Source organism: Mucilaginibacter sp. GW822-FHT03E02 (genome assembly GCF_058801545.1).
The window spans coordinates 1873299-1889208 of record NZ_JBXANJ010000001.1; the positions used below are offsets into that span (position 1 = coordinate 1873299).

Sequence of the window (15910 nt, forward strand, 5' to 3'; positions counted from 1 at the left end):
GTCAAATTCTAATTGTTATGATCACCATCGAAAACGAATACCTGAAGGCAAGCATCGATACCAAAGGTGCGCAGTTATGTTCATTAATTGATAAGGCAACCGGCATTGAGCACCTTTGGCAGGCCGATGCCGCCGTTTGGCCATGGCATGCACCCAACTTATTCCCGGTAGTAGGGGGCTTAATTAACAACGAACTGGTAGTTGACGGTAACAAGTATCCTATGGGGCGACATGGCTTTGCCAGGCAATCGGAGTTTATAACATTAGATGCCGGTGATGTTTCGGCAAGTTTTTCGTTGCCTTATTGTGATAATACTTTAAAAGCGTACCCCTTTAAATTTGATTACCAGGTACTGTATACGTTGATAGATAACGCCCTCAGGATAACCTACAAGGTAATTAACCTGGATAAAAAAACCATTTACTTTTCCGTTGGCGCCCACCCGGCATTTAACGTTCCATTTAACAAAGGCGAGAAGTACGAGGATTATTATATTGAATTTGAAACAGACGAACACCTGGAAACAGAACTACTATCTGCCGATGGTTTTTTTAATGGCGAAAGTCACCCGGTAGCCACGCCCAAAAACAGGCTGCAATTAACCCGCGAGTTATTTAATGCCGATGCCCTGGTGTTTAAAGAGTTAAAATCGAGGATGGTAACCATAAAAAGCGACAAGCACGGGCAAACACTATCGGTTGAGTTCCCTCACTTTAGCTACCTGGGCATCTGGGCCAAACCCGGTGCCGATTTTGTATGCATCGAGCCCTGGTTAGGCTGCGCCGATACCGCAGGCGAGCAAAAAGACATTAAACACAAAGAAGCTATCCAGAAACTTAGCCCAGGTCATGTTTTTGAAGCGCCGTTTTTTGTGAGTTTTTAAGGGGGGGGGCTTGCTATTAAAGAGCGCTGTCAGTCTGAGTGGTAAAATTTCGCGAAATTCTGAAGGGAGAATGACATTCAAAAATAAAAGACTGTCATCCTGAGTAAGTTTTATTTGCGCACAAATAAAACTTACTCAGGATGACAGAAAATGAAACTTGTCATGGGTAGCCTGTCGAAGACTCGTGCGGTAGGCCTATACGCCTGACTATGGAAATTAGTAAGTGAATACTAATCTTTATTTTTGAAAACTTAACCACCACACTAATCTCAAAACACAAACATCTACGATGTTATGGTCAATATGAATCACTACCATGTTTATATTCTGCTATGTAGTGATGGTAGCTATTATACCGGAATAACTAATAATATTGAACGACGGCTCATCGAACATCAGTCAGGAGAAAATATAAACTGTTATACATTTAAAAGAAGACCTGTAAAGCTTGTTTTCAATGAAGTTTTTAATGATGTGAACCAGGCAATTGCCTTTGAAAAACAAGTGAAAGGCTGGAGGCGATCAAAAAAAGAGGCCATCATAAACGGCGACTGGAATTTATTACCAGAACTATCAAAATCCAAGGGTAGTAATTAGTAAAATAGCTTGTGCTACCCGACTGACTAAGAAAAGCGGGCTAAGGCCTCTGCACACACCCTTCGACAGGCTCAGGATGACAGGCCCGGATTTCAAATACAACGGGGAATGACATTTTTAAAAGGGCTGTCATGGTGAGCCTGTCGAACCATAGCGGGCAAAGGCCTCTGCGCACATCCTTCGACAAGCTCAGGATGACAGGCCTCCTTTTATTAGTGCTAAACCGTCTTCTGTGCCGCCAATTTCTTTAGCTCATCCTTGGTTTTGGCAAACCAAACTTTATTGATTTTGCGTTCCATGGCGCTTAGCTGGCGTTCTTCGTTCAGGATATCGGCAAAAACCTGGTAGGCGTCTTCGTCTCGGTTTTGGCGTACCAGAAATAAGCCATATTGGTAACGCTGCTCAAAGTATGAGTAACGGCCTTTCATCGCCTTAAATTCCTTTTCAGCCAAATCAACCTGGCCGGTGTTTTCCAAGGCTTCTGCGTACTTCATATGCGCCTTTGAACGGGCAAACTGGGGTAGTTTATAAATCTTTTGTGCTATCGGGATAATCTCCTGGTAACGCTCCTGTTCGTAATAGGCAATAATCAATTGGGCAAGCACATGTTCATTCTCGGCAAAGGCACCCGTTAAGCTGGCCTGGTATAACTCAACGGCTTTATCGGTAAAGCCGGCTTCCAGGTAGGCATCGGCCAGTTTTACTTTGTTTGCAAAGGTATCGGTAAAGCGCAGCTCATCTTCCAGCCGTTTTAGTTTTACACCGGGGTTAAGTACAGCGCCCACATCCACTTTAGGTATACGGATGGAATGGCGGTTGGTTAAAATTTCCTTATAAATATAAATAAGGCAACCCAAAACAGGGATAACAATAAGTATCCAAAGCCATTGTTGTTGGGTACCCCTGCGCAGGCAATGAATAATACAAAAGGCTTCTAAAATAAGTACCAAATAATAATAGCTGCCGCCGCCAAAAAGCATATTCATATTGCAAAAGGTATTAGAGTTGTAGTTATCCTCAAAAATAAAAAATTGCAGCATTTAATGGCATCATTTTAAGTTAAAATAATGCTTTTGGGGTTTCAGCCCACATGTTTACAAATAATGCCTGTTGCAGTTGATTATCAGGCAGCCCGCCATTATAGTGCCTGATGCGAAACTAATTTGAACAACGTTCGCGGCAATGCTGTAGCCGTGGATTGCTGAGATATTCAAAAGCGGAAACAAAAACCCTATTTCAGTTTGGTGCCCCGCCTGCTGAATATGGGACAGCAGCAGGTGATATAACCAAATTTGTTAAATCCTTTGCCTGTTTTTTAATATTAAATTTACAAACAATACGATTTATTTATATCAATAATCTTTTTTAACACATGTTGATAATCTGACAAATAGAGTTTATTAGCATAGTAAAATAATATTTTTTTGTTTATTATTAATTAAAAATAGTTCATACATTAGTATCACCAATTTACATAAACCTACTATCAAAAACAGTATTATGAGCACATTAACCACAACCTCGTACGACGTAATTCAGGAACTCCAAACCCAGATCAATGATGACAGTGACTTTGCAAACGCGCTAACCATTTCGTTAGTGTCGGCAAATAATTTGGCTATTGCCAACCTCGATCCTCATTTGTACAATGCACTCAATGATTTATACTCGGGCTTTGGGTGGCCTACTATCCCCGGCGATTATATTACCTACCTGACGCTTTTTTCAGAAGTAATACCCAGCGAAAACACCGGCATTTATGATCCCTGGGGAAATACACCCGGGCAAAACGGCTATAGCCAGGAGATATACGACCGCCTGTGCCAATTTTACTGGCTGGTTGACCAAGGTGTAGCCGGTGTTACCTTGCAGAACTACCAGAGCCCCATTAATGAGTTTACGTTTGCAGGCTGGCTTGACGAGTATGCTACAGCCTGGGGCAGCTTTTTAGATACCCCCGCTTCGCTTACACCAGAAGCACTTCAATCGTACTGGAACGATCCGGAATATAACCTGCCCGACTATGCTAACGACTCGCCTAACTGGGTTTCATTCAACACCTTTTTTTACAGGCAACTTAATTCAACACAGCCCGATGGCTCGCCTATGCGCCCGGTTGCCAACCCCTATGACAATACCATTATTTGCTCACCGGCCGATTGTACTTTCAAAGCATATTACCAGATTGACCAGGACGGGAATGTGATTGATAGCAATGGGAATTTCACAACAGTTACCTTAAAGCAAACACATACCATAGGCAATATCAACGATTTACTTGGCGAAGCGGGGAGCCAGTATGCCGCCAATTTTTATAACGGCACTTTTGTTCATTATTTTTTAAGCCCGTTTGACTATCACCGCTTTCATACACCGGTGAGTGGCACCGTTCTTGACCTGGTAGCAGTACCCGGTAATGTATACCTTGCTGTTAATATAACCGATAACCAGTTTGATGCCCCCGACGCAGCCGAAGATGGATATGAGTTTACCCAAGCCAGGGGCGTATTGGTAATTGATACCAGCACAAGCGGATCTGACGTTGGCCTGGTTGCTACCATACCTATCGGGATGGCGCAGGTATCGTCGGTTAATATGTACACAGATACCCTGCAGGGGCAACAAGTAGATAAAGGACAAGAGTTTGGCTATTTTGCCTTTGGAGGATCAGATATTATTATGCTTTTTGAACCACCTCTTGACGACCTTAAGTTTATCACAGATGTAGCAAACGCCCAGGAACCATCAAGCTATCAGGATGCTAATGCATTTCACTTCAGGTACGGAGAACCTTCTGTTATTATTGTATGATAAACTAATAACAGGGAGATTTTCGGCGGAATAAATTAAAAAGGCGATCAGTATTTTCACCTGATCGCCTTTATAACGAGTTTACAAGACTGTTGTTAAGATCAATACCTGGTCGTAAATCATTTTTCCTTTGGCACAGAACTTCAGACTAACAACCTAATAGCGTGTATTATTTTTGATGATGTTTCATATCACGCCTACCACTCCTCGCGCCACTCTTCGGTAACATCGCCATCATAAAACAGCCCGGCTGCTTCGGCAGCCTTTTGGATAAATTCGGCCAGATCTTCGCGCTCCGTGATTTCAATAAAGTAGTCATGATCAATATTTAACTGATCAAAGCCTTTTACAACGGCTTCGATGGCTTTCCAGATGGTTCGTTCATTGGTGGCACCTTGTAAGGCTGCAATATAATTATCCAGCAATACATCGGCCGCAGCAATTGCTTCTTCGGTAAAAAATTCGCTGCCGTCATCTAATTGCGCTTTCCAACCTACTGTCGGCCTTTGGGTTTTTATCGGTTCCATAAGGTTTTGTGGATTTATATGGCCTAAGATAGTTTAATGACAGTGCATTTGCAAAACCTAATAAAAGCATGAAGTACAGGAGATTGAAAGAGGTCCCGTTTTAGTGCGCATCGGGGATTTCTACCTTCCCAACTTTAACCTGTTGCTTTTTTTTGATGGTGAGGATAACCAGCGGGATACAGCAGGCATTTAAAATGGCCAGCAGCAAAAACGCGTCCATATAGCTTAGCAAAAAGGTTTGCCTCACCACTACCCTTTCCAGGGCCTCGATAGACTGGCTGAGGGCGTGCAGGTAGTTGGCACCATGCGCCATAAAATTACTGATGTATGATTGTTGCCGGTGTATTGTTAAATCGTCGGCCGCGGTTACGTGGGTTATGAGCGCTATCCGGTTGGCGGCTTCGCGGTGGGCAATATAGGTATTGGTGAGGGCGATACCAAAAGAACCGCCCATTTGGCGCATCATGTTATTTAAGGCGGCCCCCTGGGGTATGTCGGCAGGTTTAAGCTCCGACACTGCCAGGGCGGTAAGCGGCACAATCAATAAAGCAGCACCCAGGCCCCTGAAAATAAGCGGCAGCAGGAAATTGGCGTCGCCGGATTGCAGGCTATTGCGCGACATGAGATAGCCAAACGCAGCTGTTAACCCAAACCCGCAAATAATCAAATACTGCGGACGAATGCCGCTCTGGATCATCTTCCCCAAAAAAGGCGAGATCATGGCAGCCATTAACGTCCCCGGCAACAGGATAGTGCCGGTCTGGAAAGCGGTATAGCCAATAATGCGCTGCGTATACAACGGAAAAACAAACAAGGCACTAAGCAACCCAAAGCCCAGCACAAACGTCATCACGGCCGAAATAGCAAGCGTACTGCTTTTAAGTACCCGCAGGTTGATAACCGGGTTATCGATAACCAGCTGCCGCCATATTAACAGGAACAGGCTAATAAAGGCAATAACGCTTAAGGCGATGATGTAATTGGCGGCAAACCAATCGTCGGTTTGGCCACGCTCTAAAACCACCTGTAAAGCGCCTATTCCAATTACCAATAATATGATGCCCCACCAGTCGATAGCCTTTTGAACGGGCGGCCTGGGCGTTTCCTTGATAAAAATATAGGATAGGAATGCCGCAGCCAGGCCTATTGGGATGTTAACATAAAAAATCCACTGCCATTGGTAATTATCAACAATAAAACCACCCAGCACCGGGCCAATAGAAGGGCCAATAATGATACCCAGGCTAAAAATACCGCTGGCGATAGGCCTGTCTTTAACAGAGAAAGTATCAAACAAAATAGATTGTGAAGTAGATAGCAACGCCCCGCCGCCTATGCCCTGCAAAAACCTGAAGATAACTAACTCCCACAAGTTGGTAGAGAAACCGCACATAACCGATGCAGCCGTAAATAATAGTATCGACCCAATGTAGTACTGTTTACGGCCAAATGTTTGCGCCAGGAAACTGGTCATGGGGATAATGATAACGTTGGCGATGGCATACGAGGTGATAACCCAGGCCGTATCCTCAAGGGTAGAGCCCAGGTTACCGCTCATGGTATTAATTGATACGTTCACAATAGTCGAATCAATGAGCTCGATGATTGTTGATGTGATAATGGTGATAACGATGATCCACTTTCTGAAACCGGTTTCCATACGGCATTTTTTTTAAAACAAAAGTAGATGCGCCTCATAAAAACCGGCTTATAGAATTCAATCAGATAATTATAAAATTCAAATACACACCAAGTCCATTTATAGTTAAACACAAACAATCTTACTTTAAATTGACAAAACAAGCACAAATAGAAAACCATGTAAGCTATAAAAATCAAACACAAATTTGCAATAATAAAGGCAACGCTTTAGCTTTACATATGCTTACAGAAACCCTGCAGGAATTTTACCAGCGCCACCCCGACGGAACCAACAACCCTTTTAGCATGAACAATGCCGGGCAGGGGCATTTCAACGTTTTTTTGCGCAGGGGCTGTGTTAAACGATCGCCGTTTGGGCGGCGGGATTTTTATAAGATAGCCCTGGTAATAGGTACCGGCATTATGCATTATACCGATAACCAGGTTATTATTGACAGGCCCGCACTGGTATTTTCAGGCCCATTGGTACCATCGTCATGGGAGCAAAACTCCCTGGAGCAAACGGGCTGGTTTTGCCTGTTTACCGAGGCGTTTATTGAATCGCACGAGCATCAGCATGCCATCCGGAATTTCCCGTTGTTTAGGCCAGATACCAACCACATTCTTTTTTTGGACGATGCGCAACTGGCCTTTTTATCGGCTGTACTTAACAAAATGATGCAGGAGATGGATTCCGACTATCCAAATAAATATGATTTATTACGCAGCTATCTTCAAATTATGCTACATGAAGCTTTGAAGATACAGCCGCCACAAACTGCGGAAAAAAACATAAGCGGGGCTGCCAGGATAACCAGCTTATTTTTAGAACACCTGGAGCGCCAGTTTCCTATTGATTCGCCTGGGCAGTATCTCAAACTGAAAACAGCCAACGATTTTGCCCAAAACCTGGCCGTGCATGTAAATCATTTAAACCGATCTGTAAAAGAGATAACCGGCAAAACAACTACCCAGCACATCAGCGACAGGATTTTGAAAGAAGCCCATGCCCTGCTGAAGCACACCGACTGGACCATCGCCCAAATTGCCAATGCCCTTGGCTTTGAAGAACCTGCCTATTTTACCAACTTTTTCAAGAAACATACAGGTACATCACCGGGAGTATCAAGGGCTTTAAATGTTTAATTATATTTTATCAGTAACAAAATGAATCGGTTAACGTCATAAGCATATTAATACAGATTACCATAACCTGCAAGTTTTGCTGAATTATTATTAAAAATTAACCCATTAATAACACCTATCATGGCCACAAAAGAATCATTCTCGATAAACGGAGATATCCTGCTTAAAAAAGTAAAAGACCTGATTGCCGAAGGCAACATCAGAAAAATAACCATAACCGATCATTCAGGCAAAGAACTGATGACTTTTCCTTTGGCGGTAGGCCTTGTGGGCATTTTCCTGGCGCCTGTATTGGCGGCAGTTGGCGCAGTAGCCGCTTTAGTTGGCGAGTGTACCATTACTGTTGAACGGGAAGAGCCTAAACAACCGGAAGGCGAAGAAAAAGAAGAAATATAAAATAACTACCGTAATTTGGCGGCGAAAAAAATGGACATGCCTGCAACCTATATTTCGTCGCCAGATTACGTTAACAGCCTTACGTTCGATTATATTGAAACCTATTCGTTTCAGCGCGGCGGCGATTACCAGGTACGGCTCAATGTGATCCTTGCCGAGCTTGAGGCACTTAAAACCCGTAGCGAAAACGAAACACTCACTTCCGGCGAAGCAGAACGACGCACCCATTTGAACAATGTATATCATAAAGTTGGGTCATACATTATTAACGAAGACGGGCAATTTCATCAATCAGCCGTAAAAACAAATACATTTAAACGAGAAACCCCTGAAGTTGATCGCTTAATAACTATCCTGAATATCCCGGCTGTTAACATTCCCTATTGGATGTGCGCGCCTGTTTACCGCGACGCGGTAGTATTTTATGACAAGGATGGCAATATCATCTCGACACTAAACGTTTGCCTTGGCTGTGAATACATGGCTATCCAACCATCCGAAGAAATAAATGCGGATGCCGAAACCTACAGGTTAATAAAACAGTTTTTTATTGATTTAGGGCACCAGGTTCAAGATGATTACCCCACGGCAACCTGATCATGCCGGTTATCTATCTGTGTCGAGATTAAAAACAGGCATTTACGCCTTGTGCTTCGATAAAAAGCTAAGGAGCTATTTTATATTACCTGTACTTTTAAGCGCCCAGTACACCAGCACCGGCTGAAAAAACAGCCTCGCAAACCGTTTACCATCCGTATCTAATCCAAAAGCACTGCGTTTATTTACATATTGCGATATATTGCCGGGGAATATAGCGGTAAAAAATGTGGCCGCGATTTTACCTGTAGTTGCTTTGTATTTTTCGGGAGCAAGTACCAATGCAGTTCCCAAGGTTACCTCGGCTATGCCGGAGTATACCACGGTATCGTCAATTTTTAATGGAACCCAGTCGGGCACTTGCGCCTTAAAATCTTTGCGGGCAAATGTAAGGTGACTGATGCCAGCCATTATTAAACCTGCCCCTAATAATACCCGGGCGGCTGTTTTTATGTTTTCGTCTTTCACGGTAGTTTATTTACAATTTGGTTTAACGATACAAATACCATTCCATGTATAAAAATCGCCGGCCCGTAATTGTGGTGGCAGCAAAAGCATTGTTTACCTGCCCGTTCAAATCAAATTAGGCAACAGGCGTTTTATCCGAAAGTTTGATGTTTGCCATAAATCTGTTTACACAATGGCCTTCACTCCCGGCACCTTAACTAACACCGCCGCCAGCAAAAATGAACCAACAACAGCTCCTGGAGCAACAACTAACAACTTAAAGGCCGGATCCACAGCCCATGGTTTCAGCAATACCGTTAACGATATCAATATCAGCGGGTGAAAAATATAAACGCAGAAAGTTAAGCGGGAGAGCTTTTTAAAAAAAACGGATTGATTGTTCCACCTTTGGCGGGCTATACCCAACAGGGCAACGATGATAAAAACTCCTATAAATTGTTCCCAAAAGGCATACATTAATGACTGCCAGTTGCCATGCCCGTTAAGTGCTTCGATTGGGCTTTGGGTTATAGTTACCACAGCGTATAAAACCGGAAACAATACTACTATCATGACCAACGCCATTATGGCAAAACTTTTACCCAATTGATAATTTACATTATTCAACCATCTCCCCCGCGAAGCTATAATACCCAAAGCAAATAAAGCCACATACTGCGCAAAATGCCCTAACTGGAAACCAACCGGATTCAAGACCCAACCTACGGGAAAAAGCCATCGCGTAAAGTAACTCGCAATGGCCAGCGCGGCGGTAAATAAAATAATCTTCCGGCCACCTGGCGGCATTGGGTTTACTATACGTGGCTTTTTATCAAACCAAAATCTTACTACAACATACAACACGCTGAATAACAATAAAGCCGCCACAAACCACAGCACCCCAAAATTTATCCAGGGATGAAAGCCGCGCAGAAATTGCAGATAGGTAATATTGTTCCCCTGGGCAAATCGATAAACAAGGTAACTTAAAACCGGCGAAAGTATAAATGAATAAAATATCAGCGGGATCCCAAGACGCTTCAATCTATCGCCCAAAAACTTCAGAGCACCCTTTTTATTATATGACGATTCGGTAAAGTATGCCGAAAGGAAAAAGAAGAAGCCCATGAAAAACGCCTGGTTGGTGGCCACAAACAAGGTCATGGGGATAAGCGCCGCCTTAAGCGTGGTTTTTTCGGTAAGATACCAGCCTCCGGGCGCTCCATACGTAATAAATGCATGATGCATGATCACCAATACGGTAAGCACTACCTTTAAATTATCTACGTAGCCTATTTTGGGGCTGTTGCTGTTTGCTGTCGCAGGGATACCGGTTACTGTTTGCATAAAGCTGTCTATAAACTATATTGTGAAACAGACGGCAATTTTGCCCCCTTGTTACAGCACACCGCAAAATTATCTGTCTTTATTTTTTTATCTGAATGGCTAATAATGCACTTTTGCCATCATAATAAGCATCATAACTATCAACGTTTACCCTCATGGAAATAAGGCCGGCTACCAAACAAGATTACGACTCGATTTGGGAAATATTCTCGAACGTTATACAAAGCGGCGATACTTATGCTTTTGACCCGGAAACCCTAAAGGCCGACTTAGACAAATATTGGTTTGGCAGCTCTATTGAAACGTTTGTTGCCGAAGAAGATGGAAAAATATTGGGCACTTATATATTAAAACCTAACCAGCCGGGCCTGGGAAGCCACATTGCCAATTGCGGCTACATGGTGCATCCAGATACCCGCGGCAAAGGCATTGGCAGTTTGTTGTGCCTGCATTCGCTCGAAAAAGCTAAAGAACTGGGTTACCTGGGCATGCAGTTTAACTTTGTAGTTTCTACTAATGAAAAAGCTGTAAGGCTTTGGCAAAAACACGGCTTCGCTATCATCGGAACCACTCCCGGCGGGTTCAGGAACCGTCAATTGGGCTTTGTAGACACCTATATCATGTACAGAAACCTGTAAGTTAAACTTATTGTTTTCCTAAAACGGGCGGCGGAGCGCCCAGGTTGGTATTCCTTTTATCTGCCGGGATCTTTAAAAATGCTTTGTAACTGGTATCCAGATAGCTAACAAGGTTAAAAGCCGCACTAAAATAGTATTTGGTTGACGGGGTATACAGGATCAAAAAATCATCCATATCCTTTCCTTTCAGGGGCAGATACTTAGCCATGTTTTCGGCATTAAAAACCTTGGCTATCTCATCCTGTTGCTGTTGGTTTTTTAAAAAGGCGGCTTGTTTAGCTTTTCGTTTTTCATCCTTTTTAAAATAGTGTAATCGTATAGCAACGCCGCCTTTATAATATTGAGGATATTTTTCATCGGGCTGGTAAACCACCGTTTGATTATGATAATCGGGCGACTGGAACGAGCCTGTGTGCTTGGCTTCGGTTGCAGTAACATCAACCTGTTTAAGCATATTATGTTCTGGCACCAGGAAAATTTCCATTGGTTTATTGTCGGTTAGCAGCACGGTATCTGCCCGGTAAAAACTGCCGCTGAATACCAACACCTCTCCCACTTTACCTGCGATAGTAAATGAGCCACCTTTATTTGTTATGAAAACTTTATGAGTGGCCTGGTTTTCAACTCTGATGCCTTGCAGCGTTACACGCGTTTTATTTTCAAATACTACCCCGGTTTGGATAGTTTGCCCAATAGCCAATGCCGGAATTACGCCGCCCAGCAGTAATAAAAGTAGATGTTTAAGCATGTTTAAAAATAAGCATAAATCCTATCTGTAACTGTAACGAAATTACATTTTAACTAAAATTAACATTTTATCATAAACCACTACAATACAAATACTTAAAAGTCATTTTATTGAAAAAAGATAATTTTTAAACTACCTTTTAACTTAAAAAAGTAATTATATTTGATTCCAGTTTTAAACCAAGTACCTCTGATCTTATTTTGAATATACAGTTACAAAGTTCGGAAACCCTGAGCGGCGGCCAATTGTTAGTTGTGCATAAATTGCAAGGCAATTACGCAGTAACGCTATCTGGCTTTATATTTAGGGTTGGTAAAACCAAGTATATAAGCACCTGGTTTCCTAAAGTAAACGGCCCACTACAGCAGTTAAAATTTAATATGGAGCATATCGCTCAAAGCACGGCCTTTGCTGCGCCGTCAACTGCCCGGAATAAAATTGAACAGGCAATAAACAATTACAATTTATATAAAACCCATCTGGTCCAAAGCGGCACCGGGTTGCGCACTTACGCGGAGCTTAACAGCAATAAAACATACAACAACAAACATCAATATATAGCTATACAGGCGGGCACTACAGTAATAAAAAAGATTGAAGGCCGCGCTGAAACAAATGAAAATAATACCAACTCATTGGTATATGGCGATATTGTTTGATGTAATATATTTGACCTCCTTACCTTTATTATGGACCAGCTTGTTAATGCTAACTCGTTTGAGTACAAGTACGAAAGACTTGAAAGCTCAGAACTTATCGCTATCATACGCAATTCAAGAAACTTTCAGCCTCTTGCTGTTGAAACGGCGTATATTGAACTTCAGCACAGGGACTTACCACCCGAACAGCTTAAAGAAGTAAATGACGAATTTAACCTTTACCTTAAACGTAAAGTTACCAGGCAAACACAGGAGTTAAATTCGCCCAAGCCTCAGCAAGCAAAAAAAGCGCCCGTAAATCAGCAGTTTTTTTCGGCCAAGCGGGTAATCGGCATTGTTTCGTTAACAGTTTTGGCAGTGTATTTTATTACGCTTGCCCAGGGCGATACCGCCGTTTTACGCATGATTACCGAATCAAGCTCGTACCGTCCATCTTTCTTGTTTGTGGTAATACCGTATTTAATGTTGCCACTGGGTGCCATTGGTTTTGGCTTGAGAAAACAATTAGGATGGATAATGCTATCCTGGGCGGTAATGTATAACGCACTTAAACAGGCGTATTTTTTTAAAAAGGACCTGGATATTAAATTGAATGACCGCTATGCCGATATCATATCAACAGACGAAGTTATCCGGAACCTCATTGTTATTAGTTTTTTTGTGCTGATTTCAGTAATAGTTTGCCTGCCCGGCATCCGCGCCAAAATGAAAACCAGCATACTAACCATGGTACTAACCATGATTGCTGCAGTTGGCTTTTTAGCGTTGCAGGTAATGAAGGTTATTTAGTTGGGTGGGCAGTGGAATTAAACGCAAATGGCGCACCTTTCGATGCGCCATTTGTGTTTAATAATAGGTGATTTTGAAATTCGCTCCCATGGAGTATGTGGGAGATATACGCAAGGCAGGCAGAGGTTTATCCGTTTGATTTGCAAATACACTGCTTTTCTCCTGATCTAACCCCTACCTTCCCCAAGGAAGGAATCGCACAGCCCTCGTCTTTTACCAGCTTTCACCATTCACTACTCACCACTCACTATTCCACCACTCACTGCTCCGCCTTCTTCATTGGCTTTTTGCAGTTTTTTGAGCATTTCGCTGCCAATTAAGGCATCTATAATACCGTTGCCGCCGCCTTCCTTACCGCTTACCATTATTTCTGGCACCAGTTTAATACCATTGCTGGCAAGGGCTTCGGCTACACGCACAATGGCGTATTGTTCGGTACCCATGGCCTCGGTTTTTTGTTTGGTAACTTCGGCTTCGGCCATACCTATGGCTTTAATTTTAGCACCTTCGGCCAAACCATTCACTTCGGTGGCGTTTGCATCCGCTTTGGCGTTTACGGTTTTGGCTTCGGCATCGGCCTTGGCAATCGTGATCCTCACTTCGGCATCGGCCTTAGCGTTAATGGTTTTAGCTTCGGCCTCACCACGTGATGCGGCAACCCTCGACGCAGCCATCTGTGTATTTATCTCAACCTGGCGGGTTGATTTTACAACCTCTGGCTGCATATCGGCACCGGCACGGGCGCTTTCAAATTCCTTACGTTCAATTTGCGCGTGGCGTTGTATCTCGTAAGTTACTTTTTCCTGTTCGGCTATTTTACGGTCAGTTAAGGTTTTCATCAAAGCGGCTGGTGGCACTATGTCGCCAATCAGGGTATCTACACCAATTACGTTGTAGCTTTGCAGTACAGTGCTGATGTGCTCCTTAGCATCGTTTTGCCTTTCAATACGGTTGGCCAAAAAGCCGATAACATCACTTCGTTGGGCCGAGTTACGGAAATAGTTGGCGATGGTAGGCTCCAATACCTGCGATACAAGGTTTTTCATTTTACCAAAACGGGCTATCACTTTTGGCGCTTCGTTACGCGGAACGTGTATAATTTGTGACACATCCAGGTTGAATGTAAAACCATCTGATGACCTTACCGTAATTGTACACAGGTTTTTATCCAACTCATGCGCTTCGGTACGGCTGTCGGCCCAGTTAAGTACGATATTGGTGGTAGGCACAATTTCAACCGCGTGGGTATAAATGTTCACCGGGTGCTTACCAGGGTCAAGCGGCTCGTCCCAAACACCTTTTTCGTTGCGTTTTACAATGTTGCCATGTTTAAAGGCATCACCGCTGGTATCCTTACCTTCGGGGCCAACAAAGGAGTTAACAACGCCTACATAACCAATGGGTATATATATCATATCTACCTGCTCTACTATTACAAACCAAGGGTTAAGGTAGTAAGTACCGGCCAGGATAACATCTTCCTGCAAGCCCTTGCGGCCGCCTGCGTTAATGAACGCTATAGGATCCTGGTAGTTTTTATGCCCATCTACCGAGTAACCGGCAATTTCGCCTTTTGCCAGCGGCTCACCATCCAGCGTGGTAATAATACCTACTTTGTTTTCCTGTATCTGGGTAATAGGCACCGTTACAATCTCGAACAAGAAAGTATTGATACGGTAGCTACCCGGCGTAAGGAAAGCCGCCTGCGGGCCCTTTTGACCGTTGTTATCAAGAAACGCAATAGCATCCTGAAATTTATCGCAGTTTACCGGTTTACCCAGCACACGGCCTGTATCAAAGGATGCACCGTCCTTTGCTTTTACCAGCCCGAGTTTGTTTTGCTCAATAATGGTAAAGGGCTCCATGGTAATACCATACTGCCAGGGCCACATGCCCCAGTACAAGCCCGGCGCAAGCGCTTTGGCCTGCATACCGGCCTCGCCATTAGTGGCAATGATACGGCCATCGGGCAGCCTTGATTTACCCGATAGGGTAAACTTTTTAACCACCAGGCCAATACGGTCGTCAGGGACGATCACCATCCCAAAGAATACGCGTAAAACAAATTTGTACAGCACCAATAATAAAATTACGGGCACAGCATAAAAAAGCATAACAATTGATTTGTCCATTTTTTTAAGATTTAGAATTTAATTTTTTTTGATTTTTTTAACGGAACCCTTAAGGTGCGGGCCCTCACAATACTAAGTAGCATACCTTTTGGAAGGGAGTCCTTGGCTATTTAGTGTCATTTAGACAGTTACGGTTATAGGTTGTTACAACAATTTTAAAAAATATTTTTTGATTTCGGAATTCGGATGTTCGATTTCGGATTTGGCAGGGTTTACCTATCCAAACAATTCCTCGCCGGTCATTTTAAAATCCGCGTTGAAGTTAACTGTGGCAATACCTTCTAATAAGCCCAGTTTGCGTTTGGGCTTGATAAATTGCGATGGTGGAAGGAAATATCCAATAAGTTCTTTTTTCTTTCCATGGGCAATTGCAAAACCCAAACCTCCTTTCACTTTCTCCAATATCTCTTCAAAATGCGTTTTAAATTCTTCTGCAGTAATTGTTGCTATGCCAGGTTTCATGTTATAATAATACGTGTTACTTTGCAAGTTATCAAGCGAATATCCCCGTGACACTTTAAATAATTGTAAACAAATCACAATCTCCATGG

General features: G+C 43.1%; 17 protein-coding genes. 9 read left to right on the top strand and 8 right to left on the bottom strand.

Annotation, left to right across the window (positions count from 1 at the left end):
• Window positions 1-17 precede the first annotated feature (17 nt).
• Entirely contained in the window at window positions 18-884 is an 867-nt protein-coding gene (locus AC1RM2_RS07755; RefSeq protein ID WP_492984425.1) for an aldose 1-epimerase family protein, read from the top strand.
• A gap of 303 nt (window positions 885-1187) precedes the next feature.
• On the top strand, window positions 1188-1481 hold the full coding sequence (locus AC1RM2_RS07760) for a GIY-YIG nuclease family protein (RefSeq protein ID WP_492984427.1): 294 nt from the start codon (window positions 1188-1190) through the stop codon (window positions 1479-1481).
• A 218-nt stretch (window positions 1482-1699) separates the two neighbouring features.
• Here AC1RM2_RS07760 and AC1RM2_RS07765 read toward each other — a convergent pair whose 3' ends face one another.
• Window positions 1700-2467, bottom strand: coding sequence for a PLDc N-terminal domain-containing protein (locus AC1RM2_RS07765; RefSeq protein ID WP_492984428.1), 768 nt, complete (start codon window positions 2465-2467; stop codon window positions 1700-1702).
• Between the two features lie 514 nt (window positions 2468-2981).
• Here AC1RM2_RS07765 and AC1RM2_RS07770 point away from each other — a divergent pair.
• Window positions 2982-4292, top strand: coding sequence for a phosphatidylserine decarboxylase (locus tag AC1RM2_RS07770; RefSeq protein WP_492984429.1), 1311 nt, complete (start codon window positions 2982-2984; stop codon window positions 4290-4292).
• A 197-nt stretch (window positions 4293-4489) separates the two neighbouring features.
• Here the strand turns inward: AC1RM2_RS07770 and AC1RM2_RS07775 are convergent, their stop codons facing one another.
• Both AC1RM2_RS07775 and AC1RM2_RS07780 read right to left on the bottom strand, forming a co-directional pair.
• Entirely contained in the window at window positions 4490-4819 is a 330-nt protein-coding gene (locus tag AC1RM2_RS07775) for a hypothetical protein (RefSeq protein WP_492984430.1), read from the bottom strand.
• Window positions 4820-4919: 100 nt separating this feature from the next.
• Window positions 4920-6479, bottom strand: a complete 1560-nt coding sequence (locus AC1RM2_RS07780) for a DHA2 family efflux MFS transporter permease subunit (protein WP_492984431.1) — start codon at window positions 6477-6479, stop codon at window positions 4920-4922.
• A 131-nt stretch (window positions 6480-6610) separates the two neighbouring features.
• On the opposite strand from AC1RM2_RS07780, the gene AC1RM2_RS07785 reads away from it, so the two are divergent.
• The 3 genes from AC1RM2_RS07785 (at window position 6611) to AC1RM2_RS07795 (ending at window position 8599) form a co-directional block, all read left to right on the top strand.
• On the top strand, window positions 6611-7606 hold the full coding sequence (locus AC1RM2_RS07785; RefSeq protein ID WP_492984433.1) for a helix-turn-helix domain-containing protein: 996 nt from the start codon (window positions 6611-6613) through the stop codon (window positions 7604-7606).
• Window positions 7607-7726: 120 nt separating this feature from the next.
• Window positions 7727-8002 carry a DUF4342 domain-containing protein gene (locus AC1RM2_RS07790; protein ID WP_492984434.1) on the top strand — a complete coding sequence of 92 codons (276 nt, stop codon included), beginning with the start codon at window positions 7727-7729 and terminating at the stop codon, window positions 8000-8002.
• Between the two features lie 36 nt (window positions 8003-8038).
• Window positions 8039-8599 carry a hypothetical protein gene (locus tag AC1RM2_RS07795; protein WP_492984435.1) on the top strand — a complete coding sequence of 187 codons (561 nt, stop codon included), beginning with the start codon at window positions 8039-8041 and terminating at the stop codon, window positions 8597-8599.
• 75 nt (window positions 8600-8674) lie between these two features.
• Here AC1RM2_RS07795 and AC1RM2_RS07800 read toward each other — a convergent pair whose 3' ends face one another.
• Window positions 8675-9067 (bottom strand): DoxX family protein, encoded by a 393-nt coding sequence (locus AC1RM2_RS07800; protein WP_492984437.1) that lies wholly within the window; start codon window positions 9065-9067, stop codon window positions 8675-8677.
• A gap of 165 nt (window positions 9068-9232) precedes the next feature.
• The gene (locus AC1RM2_RS07805; RefSeq protein WP_492984439.1) at window positions 9233-10393 is read right to left on the bottom strand and encodes an acyltransferase family protein; all 1161 of its coding nucleotides are present in this window, start codon (window positions 10391-10393) and stop codon (window positions 9233-9235) included.
• A 155-nt stretch (window positions 10394-10548) separates the two neighbouring features.
• On the opposite strand from AC1RM2_RS07805, the gene AC1RM2_RS07810 reads away from it, so the two are divergent.
• Window positions 10549-11031, top strand: coding sequence for a GNAT family N-acetyltransferase (locus AC1RM2_RS07810; RefSeq protein WP_492984441.1), 483 nt, complete (start codon window positions 10549-10551; stop codon window positions 11029-11031).
• Between the two features lie 7 nt (window positions 11032-11038).
• On the opposite strand, the gene AC1RM2_RS07815 is transcribed toward AC1RM2_RS07810, so the two are convergent.
• Window positions 11039-11779, bottom strand: coding sequence for a hypothetical protein (locus AC1RM2_RS07815; RefSeq protein WP_492984443.1), 741 nt, complete (start codon window positions 11777-11779; stop codon window positions 11039-11041).
• Window positions 11780-11979: 200 nt separating this feature from the next.
• Here AC1RM2_RS07815 and AC1RM2_RS07820 point away from each other — a divergent pair, with 200 nt between their 5' ends.
• Window positions 11980-12438 (top strand): hypothetical protein, encoded by a 459-nt coding sequence (locus AC1RM2_RS07820; protein WP_492984445.1) that lies wholly within the window; start codon window positions 11980-11982, stop codon window positions 12436-12438.
• Between the two features lie 30 nt (window positions 12439-12468).
• The gene (locus AC1RM2_RS07825) at window positions 12469-13227 is read left to right on the top strand and encodes a hypothetical protein (protein WP_492984446.1); all 759 of its coding nucleotides are present in this window, start codon (window positions 12469-12471) and stop codon (window positions 13225-13227) included.
• A 233-nt stretch (window positions 13228-13460) separates the two neighbouring features.
• Here AC1RM2_RS07825 and AC1RM2_RS07830 read toward each other — a convergent pair whose 3' ends face one another.
• Together AC1RM2_RS07830 and AC1RM2_RS07835 are read right to left on the bottom strand one after the other, a co-directional pair.
• Window positions 13461-15359 carry an SPFH domain-containing protein gene (locus AC1RM2_RS07830; RefSeq protein ID WP_492984447.1) on the bottom strand — a complete coding sequence of 633 codons (1899 nt, stop codon included), beginning with the start codon at window positions 15357-15359 and terminating at the stop codon, window positions 13461-13463.
• A gap of 216 nt (window positions 15360-15575) precedes the next feature.
• A complete protein-coding gene (locus tag AC1RM2_RS07835; protein WP_492984448.1) occupies window positions 15576-15821 on the bottom strand; it encodes a prevent-host-death protein in 246 nt (81 codons plus the stop codon).
• Window positions 15822-15910: the final 89 nt, after the last annotated feature.

Coding starts and splice junctions, on each gene's coding strand:
- AC1RM2_RS07755 (WP_492984425.1), top strand. CDS start 18: ATGATCACCATCGAAAACGAATACCTGAAGGCAAGCATCGATACCAAA.
- AC1RM2_RS07760 (WP_492984427.1), top strand. CDS start 1,188: ATGAATCACTACCATGTTTATATTCTGCTATGTAGTGATGGTAGCTAT.
- AC1RM2_RS07765 (WP_492984428.1), bottom strand. CDS start 2,467: ATGAATATGCTTTTTGGCGGCGGCAGCTATTATTATTTGGTACTTATT.
- AC1RM2_RS07770 (WP_492984429.1), top strand. CDS start 2,982: ATGAGCACATTAACCACAACCTCGTACGACGTAATTCAGGAACTCCAA.
- AC1RM2_RS07775 (WP_492984430.1), bottom strand. CDS start 4,819: ATGGAACCGATAAAAACCCAAAGGCCGACAGTAGGTTGGAAAGCGCAA.
- AC1RM2_RS07780 (WP_492984431.1), bottom strand. CDS start 6,479: ATGGAAACCGGTTTCAGAAAGTGGATCATCGTTATCACCATTATCACA.
- AC1RM2_RS07790 (WP_492984434.1), top strand. CDS start 7,727: ATGGCCACAAAAGAATCATTCTCGATAAACGGAGATATCCTGCTTAAA.
- AC1RM2_RS07795 (WP_492984435.1), top strand. CDS start 8,039: ATGCCTGCAACCTATATTTCGTCGCCAGATTACGTTAACAGCCTTACG.
- AC1RM2_RS07805 (WP_492984439.1), bottom strand. CDS start 10,393: ATGCAAACAGTAACCGGTATCCCTGCGACAGCAAACAGCAACAGCCCC.
- AC1RM2_RS07810 (WP_492984441.1), top strand. CDS start 10,549: ATGGAAATAAGGCCGGCTACCAAACAAGATTACGACTCGATTTGGGAA.
- AC1RM2_RS07815 (WP_492984443.1), bottom strand. CDS start 11,779: ATGCTTAAACATCTACTTTTATTACTGCTGGGCGGCGTAATTCCGGCA.
- AC1RM2_RS07825 (WP_492984446.1), top strand. CDS start 12,469: ATGGACCAGCTTGTTAATGCTAACTCGTTTGAGTACAAGTACGAAAGA.
- AC1RM2_RS07830 (WP_492984447.1), bottom strand. CDS start 15,359: ATGGACAAATCAATTGTTATGCTTTTTTATGCTGTGCCCGTAATTTTA.
- AC1RM2_RS07835 (WP_492984448.1), bottom strand. CDS start 15,821: ATGAAACCTGGCATAGCAACAATTACTGCAGAAGAATTTAAAACGCAT.